Here is a 22,519-nt window from a genome sequence, read left to right on the forward strand (position 1 = left end):
ATCTGGCTGTTTTTTGTGCAAATCTCCGGCGCGCAGGCACGGGATCGACTTCCCCCGCCAAGCCACTGGAAAATTATTGACATAAATATTTCTGCGTGGAAAGGTTTTTCCAATAACAGGGGGATGACCGTGGCCGAAACCGCCGAACTGGCCTTTGACGTGATGAATGCCACGGGCACGGGTCCGGCGGTGATCATCTGCGAACATGCCTCCAACCACATCCCCGCGCGTTACGACGGGCTGGGCCTCGATGACGCCGCCCGCGCCAGCCACGCCGCCTGGGATCCCGGCGCCGAAGCGGTGGCACGGCTGCTCGGCAAGGCGCTTGACGCGCCACTGATCGCGGGCCGGATCTCGCGGCTGGTCTATGACTGCAACCGCCCGCCCGACGCGCCCAGCGCCATGCCCGCGCAAAGCGAAACCATCGCCATCCCCGGCAACGCGGCCCTCTCCGAAGCTGACCGCGCCGAACGCGTCCGCACCGTCTATGCGCCCTTCACCCAGGCGGTCTCCGACCTGATCGCGCAGCGCAAGGCGCAGGGCACGCCTTTCGCGCTGATCACGATGCACAGCTTCACGCCGCTCTGGTTCGGAACGCCGCGCAGCGTCGAGATCGGCATCCTTCATGACGATGACAGCCGCCTTGCCGATTCCATGCTGGCCGAAGTCCACCGCCTGCCTCACCGCCAGATCGAGCGCAACGCGCCCTATGGCCCGGCCGACGGCGTGACCCACACGCTGCGCCTGCACGGCCTGCAAAATAACCTGCCCAACGTGATGATCGAACTGCGCAACGACCTGCTGACCACCCAGGCAGACGAACGCGCCATGGCGCAGGAGCTGGCCACCCTTCTGCGCCCCGCGCTCGCGCATCTCGGCCTTCAGGAGCAAAGCGATGCCTAAGGCGATGCTGGCCTATATCCGCATGATCGACGGGATGAACCGCTTCATCGGGCGGATCGCGATGTATCTGATCTTCGCGCTGATCGGCGTGCTGCTGTGGTCGTCGGTCTCCAAGACCTTTCTCTCGCCATCGCTCTGGACGCTGGAAACCGCGCAATTCGTGATGGTCGCCTATTACATCCTCGGCGGCCCCTATTCGATCCAGCTCGGCTCGAATGTGCGCATGGACCTTTTCTATGGCGAATGGTCACCCCGCACCAAGGCGTCGGTCGATGCTTTCACGATCTTCTTCCTGATCTTCTACCTTGGCATCCTGCTTTACGGCGCGATCAGTTCGACCGCCTATTCGCTGGGCTATTTCGGCATGGAGCCGTTTCAGTTCTTCTGGGATCTTCTCGTGACCTTCCTCACGCAGGGACAGACCGCCGCAGGTGACATGGTGGGTCATCTCGAGGTCAGTTCAACCGCCTGGCGGCCACAGATCTGGCCGATCAAGGTGCTGCTCTGCGTCGGGGTCTTCCTGATGATCCTGCAATGTCTGGCGGAATTCTTCCGCGATCTCGGCCGCATCCGGGGAGTGGAGGTCTGATGTCCCAGGAACTCATCGCCGTTGTCATGTTCTCCGGCATGATGCTGATGCTGATGACCGGACAGCGCGTGTTCGGTGCAATTGGTTTCGTCGGTGCGTTGGCCGGGCTGATGCTTTGGGGCACCGGCGGAGCGGAAATTCCGTTTTCCGCCGCCATGAAGCTGATGAAATGGTATCCGCTGCTGACGCTGCCGATGTTCATCTTCATGGGCTACGTTCTGTCCGAAAGCCGCATCGCGGACGACCTCTACAAGATGTTCCACGTCTGGATGGGGCCGGTGCGCGGCGGGCTTGCCATCGGCACGATCGGGTTGATGGTGCTGATCTCGGCGATGAACGGCCTCTCGGTGGCCGGCATGGCGATCGGCGCCACCATCGCCCTGCCCGAATTGTTGCGGCGCAATTACGACAAGCTGATGGTAACCGGCGTGATCCAGGCGGGGTCCTCACTGGGTATCCTCGTGCCGCCATCCGTGGTGCTGGTGCTCTATGCGATGATCGCGCGCCAGCCGGTCGGACAGCTTTGGCTGGCCGGGATCGTGCCGGGGCTGATGATGGCCACGCTCTTCATCGTTTACATCTGGCTGCGCTGCCGCATTCAGCCCGAACTGGGGCCGGTCCTGCCCAAGGAAGAGCGCAACGTTCCTATGTCTGAAAAACTGCGCCTCTTACGCGCGGGGCTGCTGCCGCTGTTGATCTTCGCCACCATGATGGTGCCTTTCGTCAAGGGCTGGACCTCGCTCGTGGAAAGCTCGGCCATCGGCGCGATGACGGCCTTTATGGCCGCGGTGCTCAAGGGGCGCATGACCCGCGCCGTGTTTGAAAAATCCGTGCGCAGCACGCTGGCGATCTCCTGCATGTTCATGTGGATCATCCTCGCCGCGCTCGGTTTCGGCGCGATCTTCGACGGGCTGGGCGCGGTGCGCGCCATCGAGGATCTCTTTACCGCGCAGCTTGGCCTTGGGCCCTGGGGCATCCTGATCCTGATGCAGCTCAGCTTCATCATCATGGGCACGTTTCTTGACGATACCGCCATGCTGGTCATCGTCGCCCCGCTCTATGTGCCGCTGGTGGGCGCATTGGGCTTCGATCTGATCTGGTATGGTGTGCTTTACACGATCACCACGCAGATCGCCTACATGACCCCGCCCTTCGGCTATAACCTCTTTCTGATGCGCGCCATGGCCCCGCCGGAAATCCGCCTGCGCGACATCTACCGCTCGATCATTCCCTTTGTGGCAATCATGGCCGGGGCGCTGGCGCTGGTGATGCTGTTTCCGCAGATCGCGCTCTGGCTGCCACACTACGTTTACGGCAAATAACCCCAAGAAGAAGCCTCGCCAAACGGGGCCGAAACATAACAAGGAGAGAAAGAAAATGACCACGACAAGACGCAAGTTCCTCAAAAGCGCCGGCATCGGCATCGCCGCAACGCCGCTGGCCGCCCCGGCCATCGCGCAATCCACCATCACATGGCGCATGCAGACCTATGCCGGCGCCGCCCTGGCCGAGCATGTGGTGAAACCCGCGATCGACACCTTCAACAAGATCGCCGGCGACCGCATGCAGATCGAACTCTATTTCGCCGATCAGCTGGTCCCCACCGGCGAGCTCTTTCGCGCTCTCCAGCGCGGCACAATCGACGCGGTGCAGTCGGATGACGATTCCATGGCCTCGCCCACCGAAGTCACCGTGTTCGGCGGCTACTTCCCGTTCGGCTCGCGCTATTCGCTCGATGTGCCGGTGCTGTTCAACCAGTATGGCCTCAAAGAGATCTGGGACGAGGAATATTCCAAGGTCGGCGTCAAACATATCAGCGCCGGGTCCTGGGACCCCTGCCATTTCGCGACCAAGGACCCGATCAACAGCCTCGAGGACCTCAAGGGCAAGCGGGTCTTCACCTTCCCCACCGCGGGCCGCTTCCTGTCGCAGTTCGGCGTCGTGCCGGTGACCCTGCCCTGGGAGGACATCGAAGTCGCCGTGCAGACCGGCGAGCTTGACGGCATCGCATGGTCGGGCATCACCGAGGACTATACCGTCGGCTGGGCCGACGTGACCGACTACTTCCTCACGAACAACATCTCGGGTGCCTGGGTCGGCCATTTCTTCGCCAATATGGGCCGCTGGGAAGAACTGCCCGAGGATCTGCAACTTCTGCTGGCGACCTGCATGGAGCAGTCGCATTACTATCGCCAGTGGTGGTATTGGGGCGGCGAGGCGCGGCTGCGCGTCAACGGCGAGAAAATGAAGCTCACCACGATCCCCGATGCCGAGTGGGCGACGGTCGAATCCGCCGCGCGCGAATTCTGGGACGAGATCGCGGCCGAGTCCGAAACCAAGGCGAAGGTCGTCGAGATCTTCAAGCAATACAATGCCGACATGGAGAAAGCGGGCCGCCCCTACCGCTACACCTGAACCGGCACCACACTGACCCGAGGGGGCCGCTTCATGGCCCCCTCCCCTTGTATGAACGGAGCGAATGCACATGGCTGCCCTGACCCTGGACGAGCTTAAAACCAAGGCCGCAAGCGGCGAAATCGACACGGTGCTGGTCTGCGCCGTCGACATGCAGGGCCGGCTGACCGGCAAGCGGTTCCATGTGTCGAATTTCCTCGAAACCGCGCATGAGGAAACCCATTGCTGCAACTATCTCCTCGCCACCGATCTCGAAATGGCGACGCCGGACGGTTATGCGGCGACAAGCTGGGCCTCGGGCTATGGCGACTATGTCATGAAACCCGACCTCTCGACGCTGTGCCCGGTCCCCTGGCTCGAAGGCACCGCGCTGGTGCTGTGCGACTATCTCGATCACCATCACCACGCGCCCGTCCCCCACTCGCCCCGCCAGGTGCTTCAGGCGCAGGTGGCGCGCGCAAAGGCCATGGGCTTCACCCCGATGATGGCGACCGAACTGGAATTCTTCCTGTTCATGAAAAGCTATGACGAGATCCGCGCCAGCGGCTATCGCGACCTCGAGACGCTGGTGAAATACAATCAGGATTACTCGATCCAGTTCACCAGCCGCGAAGAACATGTCATGCGCCCGGTGCGCAACGCGCTCTATGCCATGGGCATCCCGGTCGAGAACACCAAGGGCGAGGCCGAAATCGGCCAGGAAGAGCTGAATATCCGTTACGGCGATGCGCTCACCGCCTGCGACCAGCACATCCTGGCAAAACACGCGGTCAAGGAAATCGCCCACCAGCATGGCCATGCGGCGACCTTCCTGCCTAAATGGCGCGCCGACAAGGTCGGCAGCGCCGCCCATATCCACCAGTCGCTTTTCGCCGACGGGGCCAATGTCTTTCACGACCCGAAGGGCGCTCATGCCATGTCCGGGACCATGGGCCATTACGTCGCCGGCCTGCTCAAATACGCGCCCGACTGCATGTTGCTCATGGCGCCCTATATCAACAGCTACAAGCGCTTCGTGCCCGGTACCTTCGCCCCTACCAAATCCGCCTGGTCGGTGGATAACCGCACCGCCGGTTTCCGCCTTGTGGGCGAAAACACCAAGGGCGTGCGCATCGAATGCCGCATCCCCGGCTCGGACATGAACCCCTATCTCGCCTGCGCAGGCCAGCTCGCCGCCGGGCTTGCCGGCATCGAGGAGAAGCTCGAACTCCCCGCGCCGGTCCAGGGCGATCTCTACAGCATGGATGACGTGGCCGAGGTACCCTACACGCTGAGCGCCGCCACGGGGGCCTTCCGCAACTCCGCCATGCTGCGGCGCGCGCTTGGCGACGATGTCGTCGACCACTACACCCGCGCCGCCGAAGTCGAACAGGAAGACTTCGACCGCACCGTCACCGATTACGAAATCCAGCGCGGCTTTGAACGCGCCTGATCCCCAGAGGACTCGCATGACCACCCTGACCTGCACATCGCCGATCGACGGATCGGTCTTCGCCACCCGAGAGACCCTGACCGCGGACGCGGCCCGCGACGCCATCGCCAAGACCCGCGCCGCGCAGGCCGACTGGGCCGCGCACCCGCTTCAGGAACGCATCGACCTTGTGATGGCCGGTGTCGCCGCCATCGGAGAGATGAACGACGAAATCGTCCCCGAACTGGCCCGGATGATGGGCCGCCCCGTCCGCTATGGCGGCGAATTCGGCGGCTTCAACGAACGCGCGTCATACATGGCCGAAATCGCCCATGAGGGGCTGGCCGATATCGAAATCTCGGATGACGCGACGTTCCACCGCTATATCCGGCGCGTGCCGCATGGGGTGGTCTTCGTGGTTGCGCCCTGGAACTATCCTTACATGACGGCAATCAACACCGTCGCCCCGGCCCTGATCGCGGGCAACGCGGTGGTGCTGAAACACGCCACGCAAACCCTGCTGGTGGGCGAACGCATGGCGCGTGCCTTCCATGACGCGGGCGTGCCCGAAGACGTGTTCCGCAACGTCTTTCTTGATCACGACACCACCTCGCAACTGATCTCGGAAAGCTGCTTCGATTTCGTCAACTTCACCGGCTCGGTGGGCGGCGGCAAGGCGATGGAACGCGCCGCCGCAGGCACCTTCACCGGGCTCGGGCTGGAACTTGGTGGCAAGGATCCGGGCTATGTGATGGAGGATGCCGATCTCGACGCGGCGGTCGATACGCTGATCGACGGCGCGATGTTCAACTCGGGCCAGTGCTGCTGCGGGATCGAACGCATCTACGTCCATGAAAGCCTGTTCGACGCCTTCGTCGAAAAGGCCGTGGCCATCGTCAACGGCTACAGGCTCGGCGACCCGCTCGACCCCGAAACCACCATCGGCCCGATGGCCAATGCCCGTTTCGCCGCCGAAGTGCGCGCCCAGATATCCGAGGCCTGCGACGGTGGCGCAACCGCCCATATCGACACCTTCCCGCAGGATGACGGCGGCACATACCTGACGCCCCAGATCCTGACCGGCGTCACCCACGAGATGCGCGTCATGCGCGACGAAAGTTTCGGCCCCGTGGTCGGCATCATGCCGGTGCGCGACGACGCGCAGGCCATCGCGCTGATGAATGACAGCCCCTTCGGCCTCACCGCCTCGCTCTGGACCGCGGATGCGGCGCGCGCGGCGCGGATCGGCGACGCCATCGAGACCGGCACGATCTTCATGAACCGGGCCGATTACCTCGATCCGGCGCTCTGCTGGACCGGCTGCAAAAGCACCGGCCGGGGCGGCGCGCTCTCGGTCATCGGCTATCACAACCTCACCCGCCCGAAATCCTACCACCTCAAGAAGGTCACATCATGAGCCTCACCGCAAACTGGTCCTATCCGACCGCCATCCGCTTTGGCGCAGGCCGCATCGCGGAACTGCCCGACGCCTGCCGCCAGTCGTCGATCACCAAACCCCTGCTCGTGACCGACCGCGGGCTTGCCGGGCTGCCAATTACCGCACAGGCGCTCGACGTCCTGCGCGAGGCCGGGCTTGATGCCGGGCTGTTCGCCGATGTCGATCCCAACCCCAATGAAACCAACCTCGCCGCCGGTGTCGCCGCCTATAACGCGGGCGGCCATGACGGCGTGATCGCCTTTGGCGGCGGCTCGGGGCTCGATCTGGGCAAATGCGTGGCCTTCATGGCCGGCCAGACCCGCCCGGTCTGGGATTTCGAGGATATCGGCGATTGGTGGACCCGCGCCGATGCCGACGCCATCGCGCCCATCATCGCGGTGCCCACCACCGCCGGAACCGGCTCCGAAGTGGGCCGCGCGGGCGTGCTGACCAATTCCGAAACCCACGAGAAGAAAATCATCTTCCACCCCAAAATGCTGCCCGCCGTGGTGATCTGCGACCCCGAACTGACCGTCGGCATGCCGCGCGCCATCACTGCCGGGACCGGGCTTGACGCCTTCGCCCATTGCGTCGAGGCGTTCTCCTCGCCGCATTACCACCCGATGAGCCAGGGCATCGCGCTCGAAGGGATGCGGCTGGTGGTCGAATACCTGCCGCGCGCCTATGAGGACGGCACCGATATCGAGGCCCGCGCCCAGATGATGAGCGCCGCCGCCATGGGCGCCACCGCCTTTCAGAAGGGGCTTGGCGCGATCCATGCCATGAGCCACCCCATTGGCGCACATTTCAACACCCATCACGGCACCACCAACGCCGTCTGCATGCCCGCCGTTCTGGACCTCAACGAACCGATGATCGCCGCGCGCTTCGACCTTGCCGCGAGCTACCTGGGGATCGAAGGCGGCTACAAGGGCTTCCGCGCCTTTGTCGACAGCTTCAACGACCGCCTTGGCGTGCCCAAGGGGCTGGCCGCGCTTGGCGTGAACGAAGCCGCCATTCCCGATCTGGTCAAAGGCGCGATCAAGGACCCGTCCTGCGGCGGCAATCCGGTGAAACTGACCGAAGAGAACCTGACCGCGCTCTTCCGCGCGGCGATGTAAGCAGACCGGGGCGGGCAGGTGCTGTCCGCCCCCGCCCTTCCCCGGTTTCGCATCAATGGAAATCCCGGCTTGGAAACAGCCGCTTGGCCTGCTCGCGCGGATGGCGCGCGCGCGGCGGATAGCGCGCGGGGCGGGGCGCGTCGTCGGCCTCTGGCCGGGTGACGCCGACCGCCTCGTCCAGCGGATGCCCCAGTTCGGCGAGGCGCGGCGACAGGTCTTCGACCTGCTGCGCGATCACATGCACGATGATGCCCTCGCGCTGAAGATAACCGCGCACCCGCAACAGCCGCCCCCCCATGACGACCCGGCGGAATTGCTCGTATATCCTGGGCCAGACCACGATATTCGACACCCCGGTCTCATCTTCCAGCGTCAGGAATATCACCTCCGACGAGGTGCCGGGGCGCTGGCGCGTGATGACCAGCCCGCAGACGCTCACCTGTTTCAGCGGCGTTGTCGCCAACCGGTCATGCGGCGTCAGGTCAGGGATCGCCGGGCGCAGGATCTCCATCGGATGCGCCCGCAGGGTCAGCCGCGTCGAGACGTAATCCTCCACCACCTCCTCGCCCAGATGCATCGCCGGCAGCTCGACCACCGGCTCGCGGATCGCCTCGCCGTCGATCGGGTCGTTGAACAGCGGCAGCGGCGCCTGCCCGCGCACCGCCTTCACCTGCCAGAGCGCATCGCGCCGGGTCAGCCCCATATCGGCAAAGGCATCCGCCTCGGCCAGCCGCGCCAGCACCGCGGGCGCGATCCCCGCCCTCAGCCAGACCGCCTCGGGATCGCGATAGCCATTGCCGCGCGCCGCGACGATCCAGCCCGCATCCTCCTCGCGCAGACCCTTGATCTGGCGAAACCCCAGCCGCAAGGCCAGCCGCCCGTCGGCGCGCCGCTCCAGCAGATTGTCCCAGCCGCTCGCATTCACGCAGACCGGCCGCACCTCCACATGATGCTCGCGCAGATCGCGCACGATCTGGGCGGGCGCATAGAACCCCATCGGCTGCGCATTCAGCAGCGCACAGGCAAAGACCGCCGGATGATGGCATTTCAGCCAGGCCGAGACATAGGCCAGCATGGCAAACGCCGCCGCGTGGCTTTCGGGAAAACCGTAATCGGCAAAGCCCTCGATCTGGTCGAAACAGCGCTCCGCCACCGCCTGGCTGTAGCCATTGCCCAGCATCCCGGCGATGAACTTGTCCCTGAACGTGCCGATCGTGCCCATCCGCCGGAACGAGGCCAGCGAGCGGCGCAGATGGTCGGCCTCTTCGGCCGTGAACCCGGCCCCGACCACCGCGATCTGCATCGCCTGCTCCTGAAACAGCGGCACGCCAAGGGTACGCCGCGTCACCTCTGCCAGCGCATCGCCGAAGGGCTCAGGGCGCTCCAGCCCCTGGCGCCGCCTGATATAGGGCTGCACCATGCCACCCTGGATCGGACCGGGGCGCACGATGGCCACCTCGATCACCAGGTCATAGAAGGTCGCAGGCTTCATCCGGGGCAGGAAATTCATCTGCGCGCGGCTTTCCACCTGGAACACGCCCACCGCATCTGCCCGTTGCAGCATCTCATAGGTCGCCGGGTCCTCCTGCGGGACGCTCTCGATGGTCATGCGCTGGCCCTCATGCCGCTCCAGCAGGTCAAAGGCCTTGCGGATACAGGTCAGCATCCCCAGCGACAGGATATCGATCTTGAGAATGCCCAGCGTGTCGATATCGTCCTTGTCCCACTCGATGACGGTGCGATCCTCCATCGCCGCGTTCTCGATCGGGCACAGCTCATCCAGCCGCCCCCGCGTGATGACAAACCCGCCCACATGCTGCGACAGATGCCGCGGAAAGCCGATGATCTCGCCGATCAGGCGGATGGTCTGCGCCAGCCTGCGATCCTCGGGATCAAGCCCCAGCTCCCGGATCCGCTCGGGCTCCGCCCCGCCATTCGACATGCCCCAGATCTGCCCCGACAGGTTGGCCGTCACATCCTGGCTGAGGCCCATCACCTTGCCCACTTCCCGGATCGCCGCCCGGCTGCGGAAATGAATGACCGTGGCGCATAGCCCCGCCCGGTGGCGACCGTAGCGTTCATAGATCCACTGAATCACCTCCTCGCGCCGCTCATGCTCGAAATCCACGTCGATATCGGGCGGCTCGCCCCGGTATTTCGAGATGAACCGCTCGACCACCATGGCGATCTGGTCCGGCCCCACATCGGTGATCCCGAGCAGGTAACACAGGATAGAATTCGCCGCCGAGCCGCGCCCCTGGCACAGGATGCCCCGCGAACGCGCATAACAGACGATATCGTGAACGGTCAGGAAATAGGCCGCGAAACCCAGCTCCCCGACCAGCTTCAATTCCTTTTCCAACAGCGCATGCACCCGTTCGGGCGCGTCGCCGCGCGGATAACGCCGCTTCACCCCCTCGCGCGCCAGCCTGTCCAGCCGCGCCTGCGGGGTCTCGCCCCCGGACATCTCGTCGGGATATTCATAGCTCAGCTCGCTCAGGCAGAAACTGCACCGCGCGGCGATCTCCAGCGTGCGGCGCAACGCGGCGGGATGATCGCGAAACACCCGCGCCATGTCGTCATGCCCCTTCAGGCGCCGCTCGGCATTGGGCAGCGCGCGGGTGCCGATCTCGTCGATGGTGATATGTTCGCGCATGCAGGTCAGCACATCCGCCAGCTGGCGGCGCGCGGCCCGGTGCATCAGCACATCGCCCACCGCCACCATCGGCGCCGAGGCCCGGTGCGCCAGCCGCGCACAGGCCCGCAGATAGGCCTGATCCGACCCGTCATAGCGCGGCGCAGCGCCCAGAAACACATGCCCCGGAAACCGCCGCTGCATCTTTTGCAAAGGCCCCAGCACCCCCGACAGCCGCCCCTGCGGCAGCGCCACAAGGATCATCCCCGCGCAGCCCTCCAGCAGATCGGCAAGGTCCAGGTGGCATTCCCCCTTCCCGGCCCGCCGCTTGCCCAGGGTCAACAGCCGGGTCAGCCGCTGATACCCCGCCCTTTCGCAAGGCAGCGCAAGCCACTCCACCGGACTGTCGCGCAACACAAGACGACAGCCCGTGATCAGCCGCGGCAGGCGCGGCGCTTCGGGCCGTGCGATCGGCGCCGCCTGCCCCACCTCCTGACGCGAACAGGGGTCGATCCGGTGCTGCGAGCGTATCCGTATCGCCGCCTCGTCCGCCTCGCGCCGCAACGCCTTCAGCGCCGCATAAGCCCGCACCACACCGGCCAGCGAATTGCGGTCGGTGATGGCGATCGCCTCAAGCCCCAGCGCCGCCGCGCGCGTCACCATCTCTTCGGGATGCGACGCGCCGGTCAGAAAGGTGAAATTCGTGGTCACGCAAAGTTCCGCATAGCTCATGCGAATTCCCCCTGCACGAACCAGCCCGGCCTTTGGGGCGTATGAAACAGCCAGAGCCGCCGCCCCTGCCGGGTCTCCACATGCCAGTAATCGCGCAGGCCAGAACGCCAGTTGTCATCCTCCAGCCACCATTCCGGCGCGATCCTCTCCGGCCCCGTGGCCCGCGCCGTCACAAGCCGCATCCGCCGCCAGCGGAAATGCTGCGGCGGGCGCGGCCCGCTGCCCGCGATCGGCTCGGGCGCGAACAGGCGCAACGGACGCGGGCGCAAACTGACCCAAGACCCCTCCGGCCGGCTGTAAGCCGCCGGGGCGACGATGAAACCGCGCTCGGGGATATGGCTGTCGGCGGGCAGGAAACGGCGGATATTCTCCAGCCCGATCCGGGTGCCCAAACGGCTGACCAGATCGTCCAGCCGCGCGCGGCTGTCGGTGGAAACATGGCTCAGCTGCTGCACCGGCAAGGGCTCGACCCGCGTCGCCTCCAGCCGCATCTGGTCGATCCCGTAACCCGCTTCCACCTTGCCCACGCCGCGCTCGAACAGCGGCAGGATACGGGCCGGGTCGCGCAATGGGCGCGCCAGCCGCAATTCCACGCTCTGCGCCTCCTGATCGACCCGGCGCAGCGTCAGGCACAGCGCCCGCGCGCCCGCCTCCTGCGCCTTCAGCCTGTCGCAGACCCGCTCCAGAAGCCGCGCCGCGCCCGCCATCACATCGCCCTGCAAGCCAATCGGTTCGGGCAGGGTCATGCGCACGCCGTAATGGGGCGGCTCGGCCAGCGGGGTGATCTGCTCCGGCTGGCGGCCCAGCGCCTGATCCAGCCGCAACAGCGGCTCCGGCCCGAACCGGCGCGCCAGCGGCGCGCGCGCCGTGGCCTCCAACTCGGCAATGCTGCGCAATCCCAGCCGTTGCAGGGCGGTGACGGTGCCCTCGTCCAGCCGCAGCGCGGCGACCGGCAGCGCCCCCAGCGCCGCCATCGGCGCGCCCGGCGCGGCCAGCCCTTCGCCATGACGCGCCAGCGCCCAGGCCGCGCCGCGCGTATCCGCCAGCCCGATCCGCCCCGAGACCCCGCCCCGCGCAAGCTGTTGGCGCATATCCGACAGCATCATTGCCTCGCCGCCGAACAGATGCGCCGCCCCGGTGATATCCAGCACCAGCCCCGAATCGCCCTCAAGGCCCACCCAGGGGCAATAGCGCGTCGCCCAGCGTCGCAGCACATGCAGGAATCGCATGTCGCCCCGCGGCTCCGCCGGGCGGCTTTGCAAATCGGGGCAGAACGCCCGCGCATCCGACACCGACATGCCCCGGTGCAGCCCCAGCCGCTCAGCCTGCGCATTGAGGCAATATATGCGGTTGGCATTGTTCTGCTTCAGCGTCAGGGCAAACGGCCCGTCAACCGGATGCGCGCGCAGAACCCGGTCGCTCGCCAACCGGGGAAACCACATCGAGACGACGCGACGCCCTATCCCATCGAACATGCCAGACACCCAATGTTCCTGCTTTGTTCTTGATAATTTCCCATGCCATCAGAGTCGAGTCCTGCGCATCGAAAACCGGCGCGCAGCGCCAGCGGGTTTCGGCCGCGTTGCTGCCCATCTCCTCGGAAATCAGGCACAGCCCGGTCGTGTCCCCGTCCTTCGCCGCAAGCTGCAAGCGCCGCCCGGCGGTCAGGGTCAAGGGCTGGCTCAACTCGATCACCACCAGCGGGATCGCCCCGTCGCGCAAGGTTTCTTCCGCCACGCCAAGGGCTTCCAGCTGGGTCTTCACCTGCGCGACCAGCACTTTCGCAGGGTCGCAAAAAGCGCTCAGCCCGACCGGGTTGAGCACCTCGGGGCGCCAGGTCTCGTGGATCCACAACACATCCGACGCCGCCCGCGCGGCGGTGATCGCGGCAAAGCCGCTCGCCCCGGCCCCGCACGCCTCATGGACACGGGCCTTTCGCAAGGGAAACGAGTCGAAAAGATCGGACATCATGAATCCGAACATAACGTGAACATTTGGCATTTCAACGAGGCGATGCACACCCTGCGCCGCGCCTCAGCCCACCGCCAGCAGGTCCAGCCAGATCAGCGCCGCCAGCACCAGCCCGGCCAGGAAAAGCGTCTCGGCCACGATCAGCGCGATCGCGCCGCCCCCCACCTGGATCACGTTGCGCAGGTCGGTCTTCATCCCCACCGCCGCGATCGCCGCCAGCAGCGCCCAGGATGACAGCTTCGCCAGGAACACGCCCGCCGCCTGCGGAATGAGCCCGAATGAATTCAGCCCCGCCAGCACCAGGAACCCCAGCACGAATCCAGGTATGATCGGCGGGCGCTTTTCGCCCGCGCCGCTTTCGGGGTCGCGCCACCACAGCGCGATCAGCACCACCACCGGCGCCAGGAACGACACCCGGATCAGCTTGACCAGGGTCGAGGTCTCCCCGGCCGTGTCGGAAATCGAGAACCCCGCCCCGACCACCTGCGCCACGTCATGCACCGTCGCCCCGATAAAGGCCCCTGCCGTCAGCTCGTCAAAGCCCAGCGCATTGGTCAGGATCGGGTAAAGGATCATCGCCAGCGTCGACAGCACCGTCACCCCCAGCACCGTGAACAACAGGTTGCGCTCGGATCGCTCGTCCTTGGGCAGCACCGCCGCGATCGCCATCGCCGCCGAGGCCCCGCAGATCGCCACCGACCCGGCCGTCAGGATCGCAAAGCGCGGCCCCTGCCCGATCAGCCGCGCGAAAACCACGCCGAAAAGGATCGTCGCGACCACCCCGGCCACCAGCAGCGCTATCATCCCCCAGCCAAGCGAGGTCAGCATCTCGACGCTGATCCGCGCCCCCAGGATCGCCACACCGAAACGCAGCACCGTGCGCGCGGTGAACCCGATACCCTCCGCCGTCGGCCCCGGCTCGCTCAGGAAATTCAGCGCGATCCCGAACAGCAGCGCCATCAGCATCGCCGGCGCGCCGTAATGCTCGGCCACGAACTGCGCCGCCAGCGCCACCAGCAGCGCCACCATCATGCCGGGAAACAGCCCGCGCACCCGCGCGACCATGCGTTGCCCGGGGTCGGGGCCTTCAAACCAGGATTTCATCATGTCCTCGCAGCTTGCTTGGGTCTCACGCGATCCCCTGCACCCGGCCCGCCTTGCGGTCCTGCAGGATCATGTCCGAGGCCTTCTCGCCGATCATGATCGCCGGGGCGTTGGTGTTGCCCGAAACGATCTCGGGCATGATCGAGCAATCCGCCACCCGCAGCCCTTCGATCCCGTGGACCCGCAGCCGCGCATCCACCACCGCGCCTTCGCCCGGACCCATCCGGCAGGTGCCGGTCGGATGATAGATCGTCGTCGAATTGTTGCGCGCCCAATCCAGCGTGCCCTCGTAATCATCCATCTCCAACGAGTCATCGGGCCGGAACGCCTCGGAAATCTTGCTGTCCAGCGGCGCGACACGCGCGATCCTGCGGGCGATCCTGATCCCCTCCACGATGGTGCGGCAATCGGTTTCGCTCGACAGGTAGTTCGGATGGATCTTCGGGTAAACCCCCGCATCCCCGGATGCCAGGCGGATTTCACCCCGGCTTTCGGGACGCAGCTGGCAGACCGACATGGTAAAGGCGGAGAACGGATGCACCCCCTCGCCGGGGCTGTCCGCCGACCAGGGCTGCACGTGAAACTGGATATCGGGCGTCTCCACATGGTCGCCCGTGCGCAGGAACCCGGTGGCCAGACTTGCCGCCATCGCCATCGGACCAGAGCGGAACATCGCGTATTTCAGCGCGATCCGCGCCTGATTGTAAAGGCTGCGCACCTCGTCATTCAACGTCGGCTCATTGCACTTGAACACCAGCCGCGCCTGCAAATGGTCCTGCATGTTCTTGCCCACGGCGCTCAGGTCGCGCCGCACCTCGATCCCGTGCTCGCGCAACTGCTCCCCCTCGCCGATCCCCGACAGCATCAGCAGCTGTGGCGACCCGATCGCCCCCGATGACAGGATCACCTCGCCCTCGGCCCTGACCACCTGTTCGCGCCCCGCGCCATCGCGATAGGCCACGCCCGTCGCGCGCGCGCCATCGAACAGAATGCGCTGCGCCGCCGCCCGCGTCACGATGGTCAGGTTCGGGCGCGACCGCGCCGGATTGAGAAACGCCACCGCACTCGAACAGCGCCGCCCGTTGCGGGTGGTCAGCTGGAAATACCCGACGCCTTCCTGCGTCGCGCCGTTGTAATCGGGATTGAACGGATACCCGGCCTCCTGCGCCGCCGCCACCCAGGCATCGCAGATCGGCCTTTGCAGCCGCATGTTCGACACCGAAAGCGGCCCCTGGTCGCCATGGAAATCATCCGCCCCGCGCTCCTGGTTCTCGGATCGCTTGAACAGCGGCAGAACCTCGTCCCAGCCCCAGCCCGGATTGCCCATCTGCTGCCAGCGGTCGTAATCCTGCGGCTGGCCGCGCACGTAAAGCAGGCCATTGAGTGATGACGACCCCCCCAGAACCTTGCCGCGCGGCCAGTCAAGCTGGCGCCCGTTCAGCCCCGGATCGGGCTCGGTGCGGTAACACCAGTCCACCGAAGGGTTATGCATCGTCTTGAAATAACCGACCGGAATATGAATCCACGGGTTCCAGTCTCGCCCGCCCGCTTCCAGCAGCACCACCTTGACCGATGGGTCCGCCGACAGGCGATTCGCCAATACGCAGCCCGCAGAGCCCGCACCGACGATGACGTAATCCGCTGAAATCCCCGACATTTCCTGAAACCCTCCTCCCGGCGGCAAGACATTGAAAGATTTTTCTTGCCACATCGACCTTAGTTCGACCAATATTGAGACTGCAAGTATCAAAATTGCACAAATGGGAGGAAACCATGAAAGTTTCAAAAGCCCTCAGCGGCATCAGCCGCAGGGATCTGTTCCGCCTGTCAGGTCAGTTCGGCCTGTCGTCGGTCGTGCTGGGCGCGGGTGCGCTGACTGGCGCGGTCACGCTTCCGTCTTTGGCCAAAGCCGCCGAAAGCACCTATGACAAGCGATTCTCGAAAGAACCCAAGCACACGCTCAAACTGGGCGCATCGGGCTTCAACGCCCGCAACCTGCTGATCGAACGCGCCGGCGTTCTCGAATTCGCGCGCGATCTGGAGGAGCGCACCGAAGGCGAGATCCGCGTCGAATTCATCGGTGACAACCAGATTTGCGGACAGCTCAACTGCGTCGAGAAGACCCAGAACGGCGTCGTCGACATGTATGCCGCGTCGACCCAGAACTCGGCCGGCGGCGCGCCGTACCTTAACGTGCTGGATTACGCTTACATGTTCCCCAGCCGGGCCTCGCAGTATCACTTCCTCTACAGCCCGGAATCGCAGCGCATCCTGCGCGATCCCCTCGAAAAGCGCCATGGGCTCAAATTCCTGTTCAGCCATTGTGAGTTGCGCGGCATCCAGCTCGGTCAGTCCTTTGCGGACAAGCCGACCGTTACCAAGCTCGAGGAACTGTTCGGCACCAAGAACCGCGTCACAGGCACACAGCTGGGCCGTATCGCCATGCAGCAGCTCAACCTCAACCCGGTGCCCGTGGCATGGGAAGAAACGCTGGATGGTCTCAAGCAGGGCCTGATCGACGGCGCCGAAACATGGGCATCGGCCGTGGCATATGCCAACATGTCGCCGGTGGTCAGCCAGTCGGTCGACCTCAAGTTCTTCTGCGGGACCGAGCACACGTCGATGTCCTCGCGCGTCTTCGATGCCATGGAGCCGCATCTTCAGGATGCGATCATGGAATCGGCCTATCTCGCGCAGGTGCATGTTCAGGCCGCGAACGAAGCAGCGCTGGTCAAGACCGTGGGCTTCTCGGATCCGCAGTTGCCCGGCACGATCTTCGCCGAAAACAACGTGCGCCCGGCCTTCCTCGCCGAGGATCAGATCAAGATGGCCGAGGAAATGTGCTCGCCGGAATTCAACCCCGAGCCCTGGGCACAGTGGCGCGAGCGCATCAACAACTGGGCTGGCGGGATCGACACCTATCAGGAGATCTACGACGTTGCGCGTGAGATCCCGGTCGATATGCTGCCCGAGAACGTCGAGCCGCGGCGCTGGTGGCGCTCGGCCTGATCCGGACACGAGATGCCGGGCCGCCATCTGGCGGCCCGGTTCTCCATGCCGCGCGATAAGCGGCAAGAACATACGGCAACCCAAAGGGAGGAGTGGGCATGACCGGCTGGTTTCAGGGCGCAATGGATATACTGAGTGCTCTCGCCGCGGGCGATGCATGGATGTTGAGCGAGGCGATGCGGCACCCGGTCATATGGCCGCTCGGCCTGATCGCGATGCTCGTCGCGGCTGTCGCGTTTCTCATACTTTATCGCGTTGTGCCATGGTGCGAGCGCAATCTGGAACAATCCGTGATGGTGGTGTCCTACCTCGCCATCGGTGGAATCATCTTCGTCGAAGTGATCCGCCGCTTTGTCTTTTCGCTCCAGGTGCCGTGGTCGACGACGCTCCCGCCCTTCCTGTTCCTGATCATGACGTGGTTCGGCTGTTCGTTTAACGTGAAGCTGCGCACGCATCTGGCCTTTGCCGAATTCCGTACGAACATGCCGCGCGTCGGGCAGATGGGCTGTCTGATGCTGGATGCATTGCTGTGGATCGGGTTCTCCTGGGTGGTCATCGTCACGTCCCTGAAGCAGGTGGTCAATTCGGCGTCGAATTTTCAGATCATGCTGGGGACCGACAACCTGATGCAATGGTGGTTCCTGATTTCCATGCCGCTGGCCTTCACCACACTAGTTGCCCGCGTGCTCGAAAACGCGCTGACCGACATTTCCCGCTTCCGGAACGACGAGACCCTCATCCGGCAAGCCGTGATCGGAGGAGACTGACATGAGCGATCCCACACTCATCACGCTCATCTCCATTGGCGTGACCCTGTTTTTCATGATCGGAGTGCCGGTTTTTCTCGTGATCGGCTACTGGGTCATCGGCATCTCCTTCGTCATCGGCATGCCGCTTCAGAACATCGGCGGGGCGCTGTCCAACGTGTTCACCGACGGGTTCGCCCTTCTGGCGATGCCGCTTTTCATCCTGACCGGCGACCTGATCAACCGCTCCGGCATCGCCCGCCGGCTCAGCGATTTCGCCTATGCCTGTCTCGGCTGGATCCGGGGTGGCCTGTCGATGGCCGCGCTTGGCGCCTGCGGGCTGTTCGCCGCGATCTCGGGGTCGAACTCGGCCACCACGGCGACGATCGGCTCGATGCTCCATCCCGAGATGGTCAAGGGCGGCTATGACGAACGCTTCTCGGCCGCCACCGCCGCCGCGGGCGGCACGGTCGGGATCATCATCCCGCCCTCGATCATCTTCATCGTCTACGGCTTCCTGCTGAACCTGCCCATCTCGGAACTCTTCGTCGCCGGCATCATCCCCGGCACGCTGATGGTGCTGGGCATGATGTCCGCCGCCTTCCTGATCTGCTGGCGCAACAAATGGGGCTTCCTGATCCCGCTCAGCCCGCTGCGCGTGCTCAAGACGGCGATCGGCGCCTGGCTCGGGTTCTTCGCCATCGGCCTCGTGCTCTGGGGCATCTACACCGGCAAGTTCTCACCCACCGAGGCGGCCGGCGTCACCGTAGGTTTCTGCGTCATCGTCGGCTTCCTGAGCCTGCCGCTCTACAAACTGATGGGCGGCGCGAAGGGGCGCGACGTCAACGAAAAGAGCATCTCCGAAATGCTGGTGGTCGAAGGCTTCAGCCCGCTGGAACTGCCATCCATCACCATGCGCTCCGCACAGATCACCGGCATCCTGGCACCTCTCATCGCCATTTCGGTCGTGATGCAGCAGATCCTGTCGGTGCTTGGCGCGCAGACGGTGATCGGGGATTTCGTCATGTCGATGGGCGGCTACTATGCCGTACTGTTCACCTCGATGGCCATCGTGTTCGTCTGCGGCATGGTGCTTGAAAGCCTGCCGGTGACGATCATCCTTGCCCCCATCCTGGCCCCGATCGCCCACTCCGTCGGCGTCGATCCCGTGCAGTTCGCGGTGATCTTCCTGGTCGGCGCGTCCATCGGTTTCATCACCCCGCCCTACGGTCTCAACCTCTATGTGGCGTCCGGCGTGACCGGTGTTCCCTATTTCCGGCTGTTGCGCTACACGGTGTTCTACCTTGTTACATTGATCGCGGTATGGATGCTGGTCGCGCTGGTACCCAGTCTTTCAACAGTCCTGATCCCGCAAAGATAAGGACAGTGTTGCGATGACTGGTGACGGTGACAAATCCGGGTCGATTCCGTCGAACCTGCGGCTCCTTCTGGTGATCGAGGAAATCTCCAAGGCCGGGGTGCCCGTCACCCCGACCGAGGTGAACGCGGCACTCGGCCTGCCCAAGCCGACAATCCACCGCCTCTTCGCCACACTCGAGGAAGAAGGCTTCCTGCAACGCGACATGGACGGGCGCACCTATTCGCCCGGCCCCCGCCTGCGCACAATGTCGGGCGGGATCCTGTCATCCCTTCGCATCCGCACGGCGCGTCAGGCGATCCTGCGCCGCGTCAGCCGCGAGATCGGCGAGACCTGCAATATCGCCCTGCCCGACCGCGATGCGATGACCTATCTCGAACGGGTCGAAACCGAATGGCCGCTGCGCATCCAGCTGCCCATCGGCACGCGGGTGCCGTTCTATTGCACCGCGAGCGGCAAAATGTATCTCAGCTCGCTGACCCGCACCCATCTTCTGAAATACCTCTCCGCCACCGCGCTCGAACCCCGCACCCCCAATACCCTCACCGACCATGACGCGCTCTTCGCCGAACTGCGCGACATCCGCAGACAGGGCTACGCGCTCGACCGCGAGGAATTCATGGCCGACATGATCGCCCTCGCCGTGCCCGTGCCCGACATCAACGGACGGCTGATGGCGACCCTCTCCTTCCACGCTCCGACACAGCGCTTCACCATCGACAGGGCGCTCGATTACCTCGACGCCATGCGCCGCGCGGCGGACGACCTTGCCGCGCTGGTCTCGGACGGCGATCAGGTATGAGCGCCCCCGCAACATCACCCCGCCCCACCTGATGGAGATGCTGGCCGCCAGCGCGATCGTCATGTTCGCGGCGATCCTCCACGCCTGCACGGGATTTGGCTTTTCGGTGCTGGCGACGCCCTTCCTTCTGCTGGTCTTCGACACCGCCGAGGCGATCCAGATCAATATCGCCCTCTCGATCATGATCTCGGTGGTGCTGATGCCCCGGCTTCTGCCCGATATCGACAAGGCGCTGCTTTGGCGGCTGCTGGCGGGCGGGGTGCTGGGCGCACCGCTGGGGATTCTCACCTATGTTCATGCCGATCCCGATCACCTGCGCATGGGCATCGGCCTGCTGCTTCTGGTGTTCACCTTCTTCGTGCTGCGCAGGTTCCGCTTCCGGCGCAGCAACGGGCGCGACGTGCTGACGGGCGCCTTCTCGGGCGCGCTGACCAGCGGGCTTGGGATGCCGGGGCCGCCGCTCATGGTCTATTTCTCCGGCGCGCCGATCCCGCCGCGCGTGCTGCGCAGCACCACGCTCACCTGCTTCCTGATCACCTATTCCATCAGCCTCGCGCTCCAGATCGGCGTCGGCTCGGCCTCGGGCGAAGTCCTTCGCGCCTCGCTGATCCTGGCCCCTGCCACCGGCGCGGGCGTGATCCTGGGGCAGATGCTGTTCACCCGGATCGACACGGCGATCTTCATGCGGCTGATCTATGGTCTCCTGGTCCTGACGGGGCTCTACCTCGTGGTGGTCTCCGCCCTGGCGTTCTGATCAACCGCCATCATCGCCTTGCACTTTCCCTGCATCGCCGCTCATATGGCGCTGGCATGAAACCCTCGATACGCGTGAACCGAACGACCGGCACAATGCTGCTCACCATCACCGGGCTGGTGATCCTGCGCGAATGGACGCCAATCGCGCTGCCCAACCTGATCCTGCCCTGGCTGGTGATCGCGACCACCCTCCTTCTGGCCCTGCAGACAAGCGCCGGGCGCTATCTTTTCGCATTGGTCGCGCTGGCGCTGACAATCACCCTGGCGCTCGCCAATCCCGACTGGCAGGCGGTGACGCTCAACGCGCTTTATACCGCCGGTTTCATCTGCGCCTTCTTCACCGCTCTCGCCACCCTTCGCTTTGCCGCCGAAACCTCCGAGTCGATCCGCCGCGCGGGCCGCTTCCTGGCGCAGCAGCCGCCGGGGCGGCGCTACCTTGCGCTGACGCTGGGCGGGCAGATGTTCGCCCTTCTGCTGAATTACGGCTCCATCGCCCTCCTCGGCAGCCTCGCCACCGCCAGCGCCAACGAGGAACCCGACCCCGAGATCCGCCGCCACCGCACAAGGCGCATGTTGCTGGCGATCCAGCGGGCATTCACCTCGATGCTGCCCTGGTCGCCCCTCTCCTTCGCCGTCGCCATTTCGGTCGCGCTCATTCCCGGCGCGACATGGGCGCAGGCGGTGCTGCCCGGAATCGTCAGTTCGATTCTGCTGGCGGGGACCGGCTGGGCGCTCGATTCCATGTTTCGTCCGACCCTCTCGGGGCCGCGCCCCGTGGCCAGACCGCCCGAAGGCTCCTGGGCGTCGATCCTGCCGCTTCTTGTCTTGCTGGCGATCCTGGTCAGCAGCATCACCTTGCTGCATTATGTCACCGATGTGCGGGTGGTGGGGATGGTAATCCTGATCGTGCCGGTGATCGCGCTGGTCTGGACCGCCCTGCAAAGCCGCAACGCCGAACCCGAGCTGCGCATCCCCCGCAGGTTGACGGAATACAGCTTTTCCGAGCTGCCCGCTTACCGCAGCGAAATCCTGTTGCTGATGATGGCGGGCTATATCGGCACCGTCGGTGCGCCGCTGCTCGAACCGCTCCTCAGCGGCCTCGGCCTCGATCTCGCCGCACTGCCCACGCCGCTGGTCCTGATCGCTTTCGTGTGGATCATCCCGCTGGCCGGTCAGATCGCGATGAACCCGATTCTCGCAGTCACGCTGATCGCGCCGCTGGTGCCCCCGGCCGCCGAACTCGGCGTGTCGCCCACCGCGCTGATCGTGGCCATCACCGCCGGTTGGGCGCTCAGCGGCGTGACCTCGCCCTTCACCGCCACCACGCTGCTGATCGGCTCCTTCGCCCGCATCAGCGCGCGTCATGTCGGGCTGCGCTGGAACGGCGTCTATTTCCTGCTGACCGGCGCGATCCTTTCGGCCTGGGTGGTGATCCATGCCAGCCTCTGATCCGCGCCACGATGGTACGCCGTCGTACGAAACCGGGGGCCGATTTGTACGCATGTCATC

The 22,519-nt window shown here is 64.9% G+C and carries 18 protein-coding genes; 13 read left to right on the forward strand and 5 right to left on the reverse strand.

Translation table 11 applies throughout. From position 1 onward, the window contains the following. Positions 1–123: 123 nt before the first annotated feature. From N5A93_RS12675 to N5A93_RS12705, 7 genes are all read left to right on the forward strand, one after another. Positions 124–903: an N-formylglutamate amidohydrolase gene (locus N5A93_RS12675; protein WP_268955477.1), complete on the forward strand. Its 780-nt coding sequence runs from the start codon at positions 124–126 to the stop codon at positions 901–903. Further along, complete coding sequence (locus N5A93_RS12680) at positions 896–1,492, forward strand: TRAP transporter small permease subunit (RefSeq protein ID WP_268955478.1); 597 nt, start codon at positions 896–898, stop codon at positions 1,490–1,492. Before N5A93_RS12675 ends, N5A93_RS12680 begins: the two co-directional genes overlap by 8 nt. Beyond that, on the forward strand, positions 1,492–2,814 hold the full coding sequence (locus N5A93_RS12685) for a TRAP transporter large permease (protein WP_268955479.1): 1,323 nt from the start codon (positions 1,492–1,494) through the stop codon (positions 2,812–2,814). Before N5A93_RS12680 ends, N5A93_RS12685 begins: the two co-directional genes overlap by 1 nt. A 55-nt stretch (positions 2,815–2,869) precedes the next feature. After that, the gene (locus N5A93_RS12690; protein WP_268955480.1) at positions 2,870–3,907 is read left to right on the forward strand and encodes a TRAP transporter substrate-binding protein; all 1,038 of its coding nucleotides are present in this window, start codon (positions 2,870–2,872) and stop codon (positions 3,905–3,907) included. 70 nt (positions 3,908–3,977) lie between these two features. Further along, the gene (locus N5A93_RS12695; RefSeq protein ID WP_268955481.1) at positions 3,978–5,339 is read left to right on the forward strand and encodes a glutamine synthetase family protein; all 1,362 of its coding nucleotides are present in this window, start codon (positions 3,978–3,980) and stop codon (positions 5,337–5,339) included. 16 nt (positions 5,340–5,355) lie between these two features. Beyond that, positions 5,356–6,735 carry an aldehyde dehydrogenase family protein gene (locus tag N5A93_RS12700; RefSeq protein ID WP_268955482.1) on the forward strand — a complete coding sequence of 460 codons (1,380 nt, stop codon included), beginning with the start codon at positions 5,356–5,358 and terminating at the stop codon, positions 6,733–6,735. After that, entirely contained in the window at positions 6,732–7,877 is a 1,146-nt protein-coding gene (locus N5A93_RS12705) for an iron-containing alcohol dehydrogenase (RefSeq protein ID WP_268955483.1), read from the forward strand. The genes N5A93_RS12700 and N5A93_RS12705 overlap by 4 nt, the downstream gene beginning before the upstream one ends. A 52-nt stretch (positions 7,878–7,929) precedes the next feature. On the opposite strand, the gene N5A93_RS12710 is transcribed toward N5A93_RS12705, so the two are convergent. The 5 genes from N5A93_RS12710 to N5A93_RS12730 form a co-directional block, all read right to left on the reverse strand. Beyond that, complete coding sequence (locus N5A93_RS12710; protein WP_268955484.1) at positions 7,930–11,244, reverse strand: error-prone DNA polymerase; 3,315 nt, start codon at positions 11,242–11,244, stop codon at positions 7,930–7,932. After that, positions 11,241–12,719, reverse strand: a complete 1,479-nt coding sequence (locus N5A93_RS12715) for a Y-family DNA polymerase (RefSeq protein WP_268955485.1) — start codon at positions 12,717–12,719, stop codon at positions 11,241–11,243. The genes N5A93_RS12710 and N5A93_RS12715 overlap by 4 nt, the downstream gene beginning before the upstream one ends. After that, a complete protein-coding gene (locus N5A93_RS12720; RefSeq protein WP_268955486.1) occupies positions 12,634–13,215 on the reverse strand; it encodes an ImuA family protein in 582 nt (193 codons plus the stop codon). Before N5A93_RS12720 ends, N5A93_RS12715 begins: the two co-directional genes overlap by 86 nt. Positions 13,216–13,278: 63 nt before the next feature. After that, entirely contained in the window at positions 13,279–14,319 is a 1,041-nt protein-coding gene (locus N5A93_RS12725; RefSeq protein WP_268955487.1) for a YeiH family protein, read from the reverse strand. Positions 14,320–14,344: 25 nt separating this feature from the next. Then, entirely contained in the window at positions 14,345–15,976 is a 1,632-nt protein-coding gene (locus N5A93_RS12730; protein ID WP_268955488.1) for a GMC family oxidoreductase, read from the reverse strand. 116 nt (positions 15,977–16,092) lie between these two features. On the opposite strand from N5A93_RS12730, the gene N5A93_RS12735 reads away from it, so the two are divergent. The 6 genes from N5A93_RS12735 to N5A93_RS12760 all read left to right on the forward strand — a co-directional run bounded on the left by N5A93_RS12735 (position 16,093) and on the right by N5A93_RS12760 (position 22,459). Beyond that, positions 16,093–17,328 (forward strand): TRAP transporter substrate-binding protein, encoded by a 1,236-nt coding sequence (locus N5A93_RS12735; protein WP_268955489.1) that lies wholly within the window; start codon positions 16,093–16,095, stop codon positions 17,326–17,328. 98 nt (positions 17,329–17,426) lie between these two features. Beyond that, on the forward strand, positions 17,427–18,095 hold the full coding sequence (locus N5A93_RS12740; protein WP_268955490.1) for a TRAP transporter small permease: 669 nt from the start codon (positions 17,427–17,429) through the stop codon (positions 18,093–18,095). A 1-nt stretch (position 18,096) separates the two neighbouring features. Then, entirely contained in the window at positions 18,097–19,455 is a 1,359-nt protein-coding gene (locus N5A93_RS12745; RefSeq protein ID WP_268955491.1) for a TRAP transporter large permease, read from the forward strand. Positions 19,456–19,468: 13 nt separating this feature from the next. Then, the gene (locus N5A93_RS12750) at positions 19,469–20,254 is read left to right on the forward strand and encodes an IclR family transcriptional regulator (RefSeq protein ID WP_268955492.1); all 786 of its coding nucleotides are present in this window, start codon (positions 19,469–19,471) and stop codon (positions 20,252–20,254) included. A 31-nt stretch (positions 20,255–20,285) separates the two neighbouring features. Beyond that, positions 20,286–21,008 (forward strand): sulfite exporter TauE/SafE family protein, encoded by a 723-nt coding sequence (locus tag N5A93_RS12755; RefSeq protein WP_268955493.1) that lies wholly within the window; start codon positions 20,286–20,288, stop codon positions 21,006–21,008. Positions 21,009–21,064: 56 nt separating this feature from the next. Next, positions 21,065–22,459: a hypothetical protein gene (locus tag N5A93_RS12760; protein ID WP_268955494.1), complete on the forward strand. Its 1,395-nt coding sequence runs from the start codon at positions 21,065–21,067 to the stop codon at positions 22,457–22,459. Positions 22,460–22,519 lie beyond the last annotated feature (60 nt).

Source organism: Roseovarius salincola (assembly GCF_026891095.1).
Classification (GTDB): domain Bacteria; phylum Pseudomonadota; class Alphaproteobacteria; order Rhodobacterales; family Rhodobacteraceae; genus Roseovarius; species Roseovarius salincola.

What these genes read in the sequence shown, in the direction of transcription:
- N5A93_RS12675 (WP_268955477.1), top strand. Translation starts at nt 124, where the DNA reads ATGACCGTGGCCGAAACCGCCGAACTGGCCTTTGACGTGATGAATGCC.
- N5A93_RS12680 (WP_268955478.1), top strand. Translation starts at nt 896, where the DNA reads ATGCCTAAGGCGATGCTGGCCTATATCCGCATGATCGACGGGATGAAC.
- N5A93_RS12685 (WP_268955479.1), top strand. Translation starts at nt 1,492, where the DNA reads ATGTCCCAGGAACTCATCGCCGTTGTCATGTTCTCCGGCATGATGCTG.
- N5A93_RS12690 (WP_268955480.1), top strand. Translation starts at nt 2,870, where the DNA reads ATGACCACGACAAGACGCAAGTTCCTCAAAAGCGCCGGCATCGGCATC.
- N5A93_RS12695 (WP_268955481.1), top strand. Translation starts at nt 3,978, where the DNA reads ATGGCTGCCCTGACCCTGGACGAGCTTAAAACCAAGGCCGCAAGCGGC.
- N5A93_RS12700 (WP_268955482.1), top strand. Translation starts at nt 5,356, where the DNA reads ATGACCACCCTGACCTGCACATCGCCGATCGACGGATCGGTCTTCGCC.
- N5A93_RS12705 (WP_268955483.1), top strand. Translation starts at nt 6,732, where the DNA reads ATGAGCCTCACCGCAAACTGGTCCTATCCGACCGCCATCCGCTTTGGC.
- N5A93_RS12710 (WP_268955484.1), bottom strand. Translation starts at nt 11,244, where the DNA reads ATGAGCTATGCGGAACTTTGCGTGACCACGAATTTCACCTTTCTGACC.
- N5A93_RS12715 (WP_268955485.1), bottom strand. Translation starts at nt 12,719, where the DNA reads ATGTTCGATGGGATAGGGCGTCGCGTCGTCTCGATGTGGTTTCCCCGG.
- N5A93_RS12720 (WP_268955486.1), bottom strand. Translation starts at nt 13,215, where the DNA reads ATGATGTCCGATCTTTTCGACTCGTTTCCCTTGCGAAAGGCCCGTGTC.
- N5A93_RS12725 (WP_268955487.1), bottom strand. Translation starts at nt 14,319, where the DNA reads ATGAAATCCTGGTTTGAAGGCCCCGACCCCGGGCAACGCATGGTCGCG.
- N5A93_RS12730 (WP_268955488.1), bottom strand. Translation starts at nt 15,976, where the DNA reads ATGTCGGGGATTTCAGCGGATTACGTCATCGTCGGTGCGGGCTCTGCG.
- N5A93_RS12735 (WP_268955489.1), top strand. Translation starts at nt 16,093, where the DNA reads ATGAAAGTTTCAAAAGCCCTCAGCGGCATCAGCCGCAGGGATCTGTTC.
- N5A93_RS12740 (WP_268955490.1), top strand. Translation starts at nt 17,427, where the DNA reads ATGACCGGCTGGTTTCAGGGCGCAATGGATATACTGAGTGCTCTCGCC.
- N5A93_RS12745 (WP_268955491.1), top strand. Translation starts at nt 18,097, where the DNA reads ATGAGCGATCCCACACTCATCACGCTCATCTCCATTGGCGTGACCCTG.
- N5A93_RS12750 (WP_268955492.1), top strand. Translation starts at nt 19,469, where the DNA reads ATGACTGGTGACGGTGACAAATCCGGGTCGATTCCGTCGAACCTGCGG.
- N5A93_RS12755 (WP_268955493.1), top strand. Translation starts at nt 20,286, where the DNA reads ATGGAGATGCTGGCCGCCAGCGCGATCGTCATGTTCGCGGCGATCCTC.
- N5A93_RS12760 (WP_268955494.1), top strand. Translation starts at nt 21,065, where the DNA reads ATGAAACCCTCGATACGCGTGAACCGAACGACCGGCACAATGCTGCTC.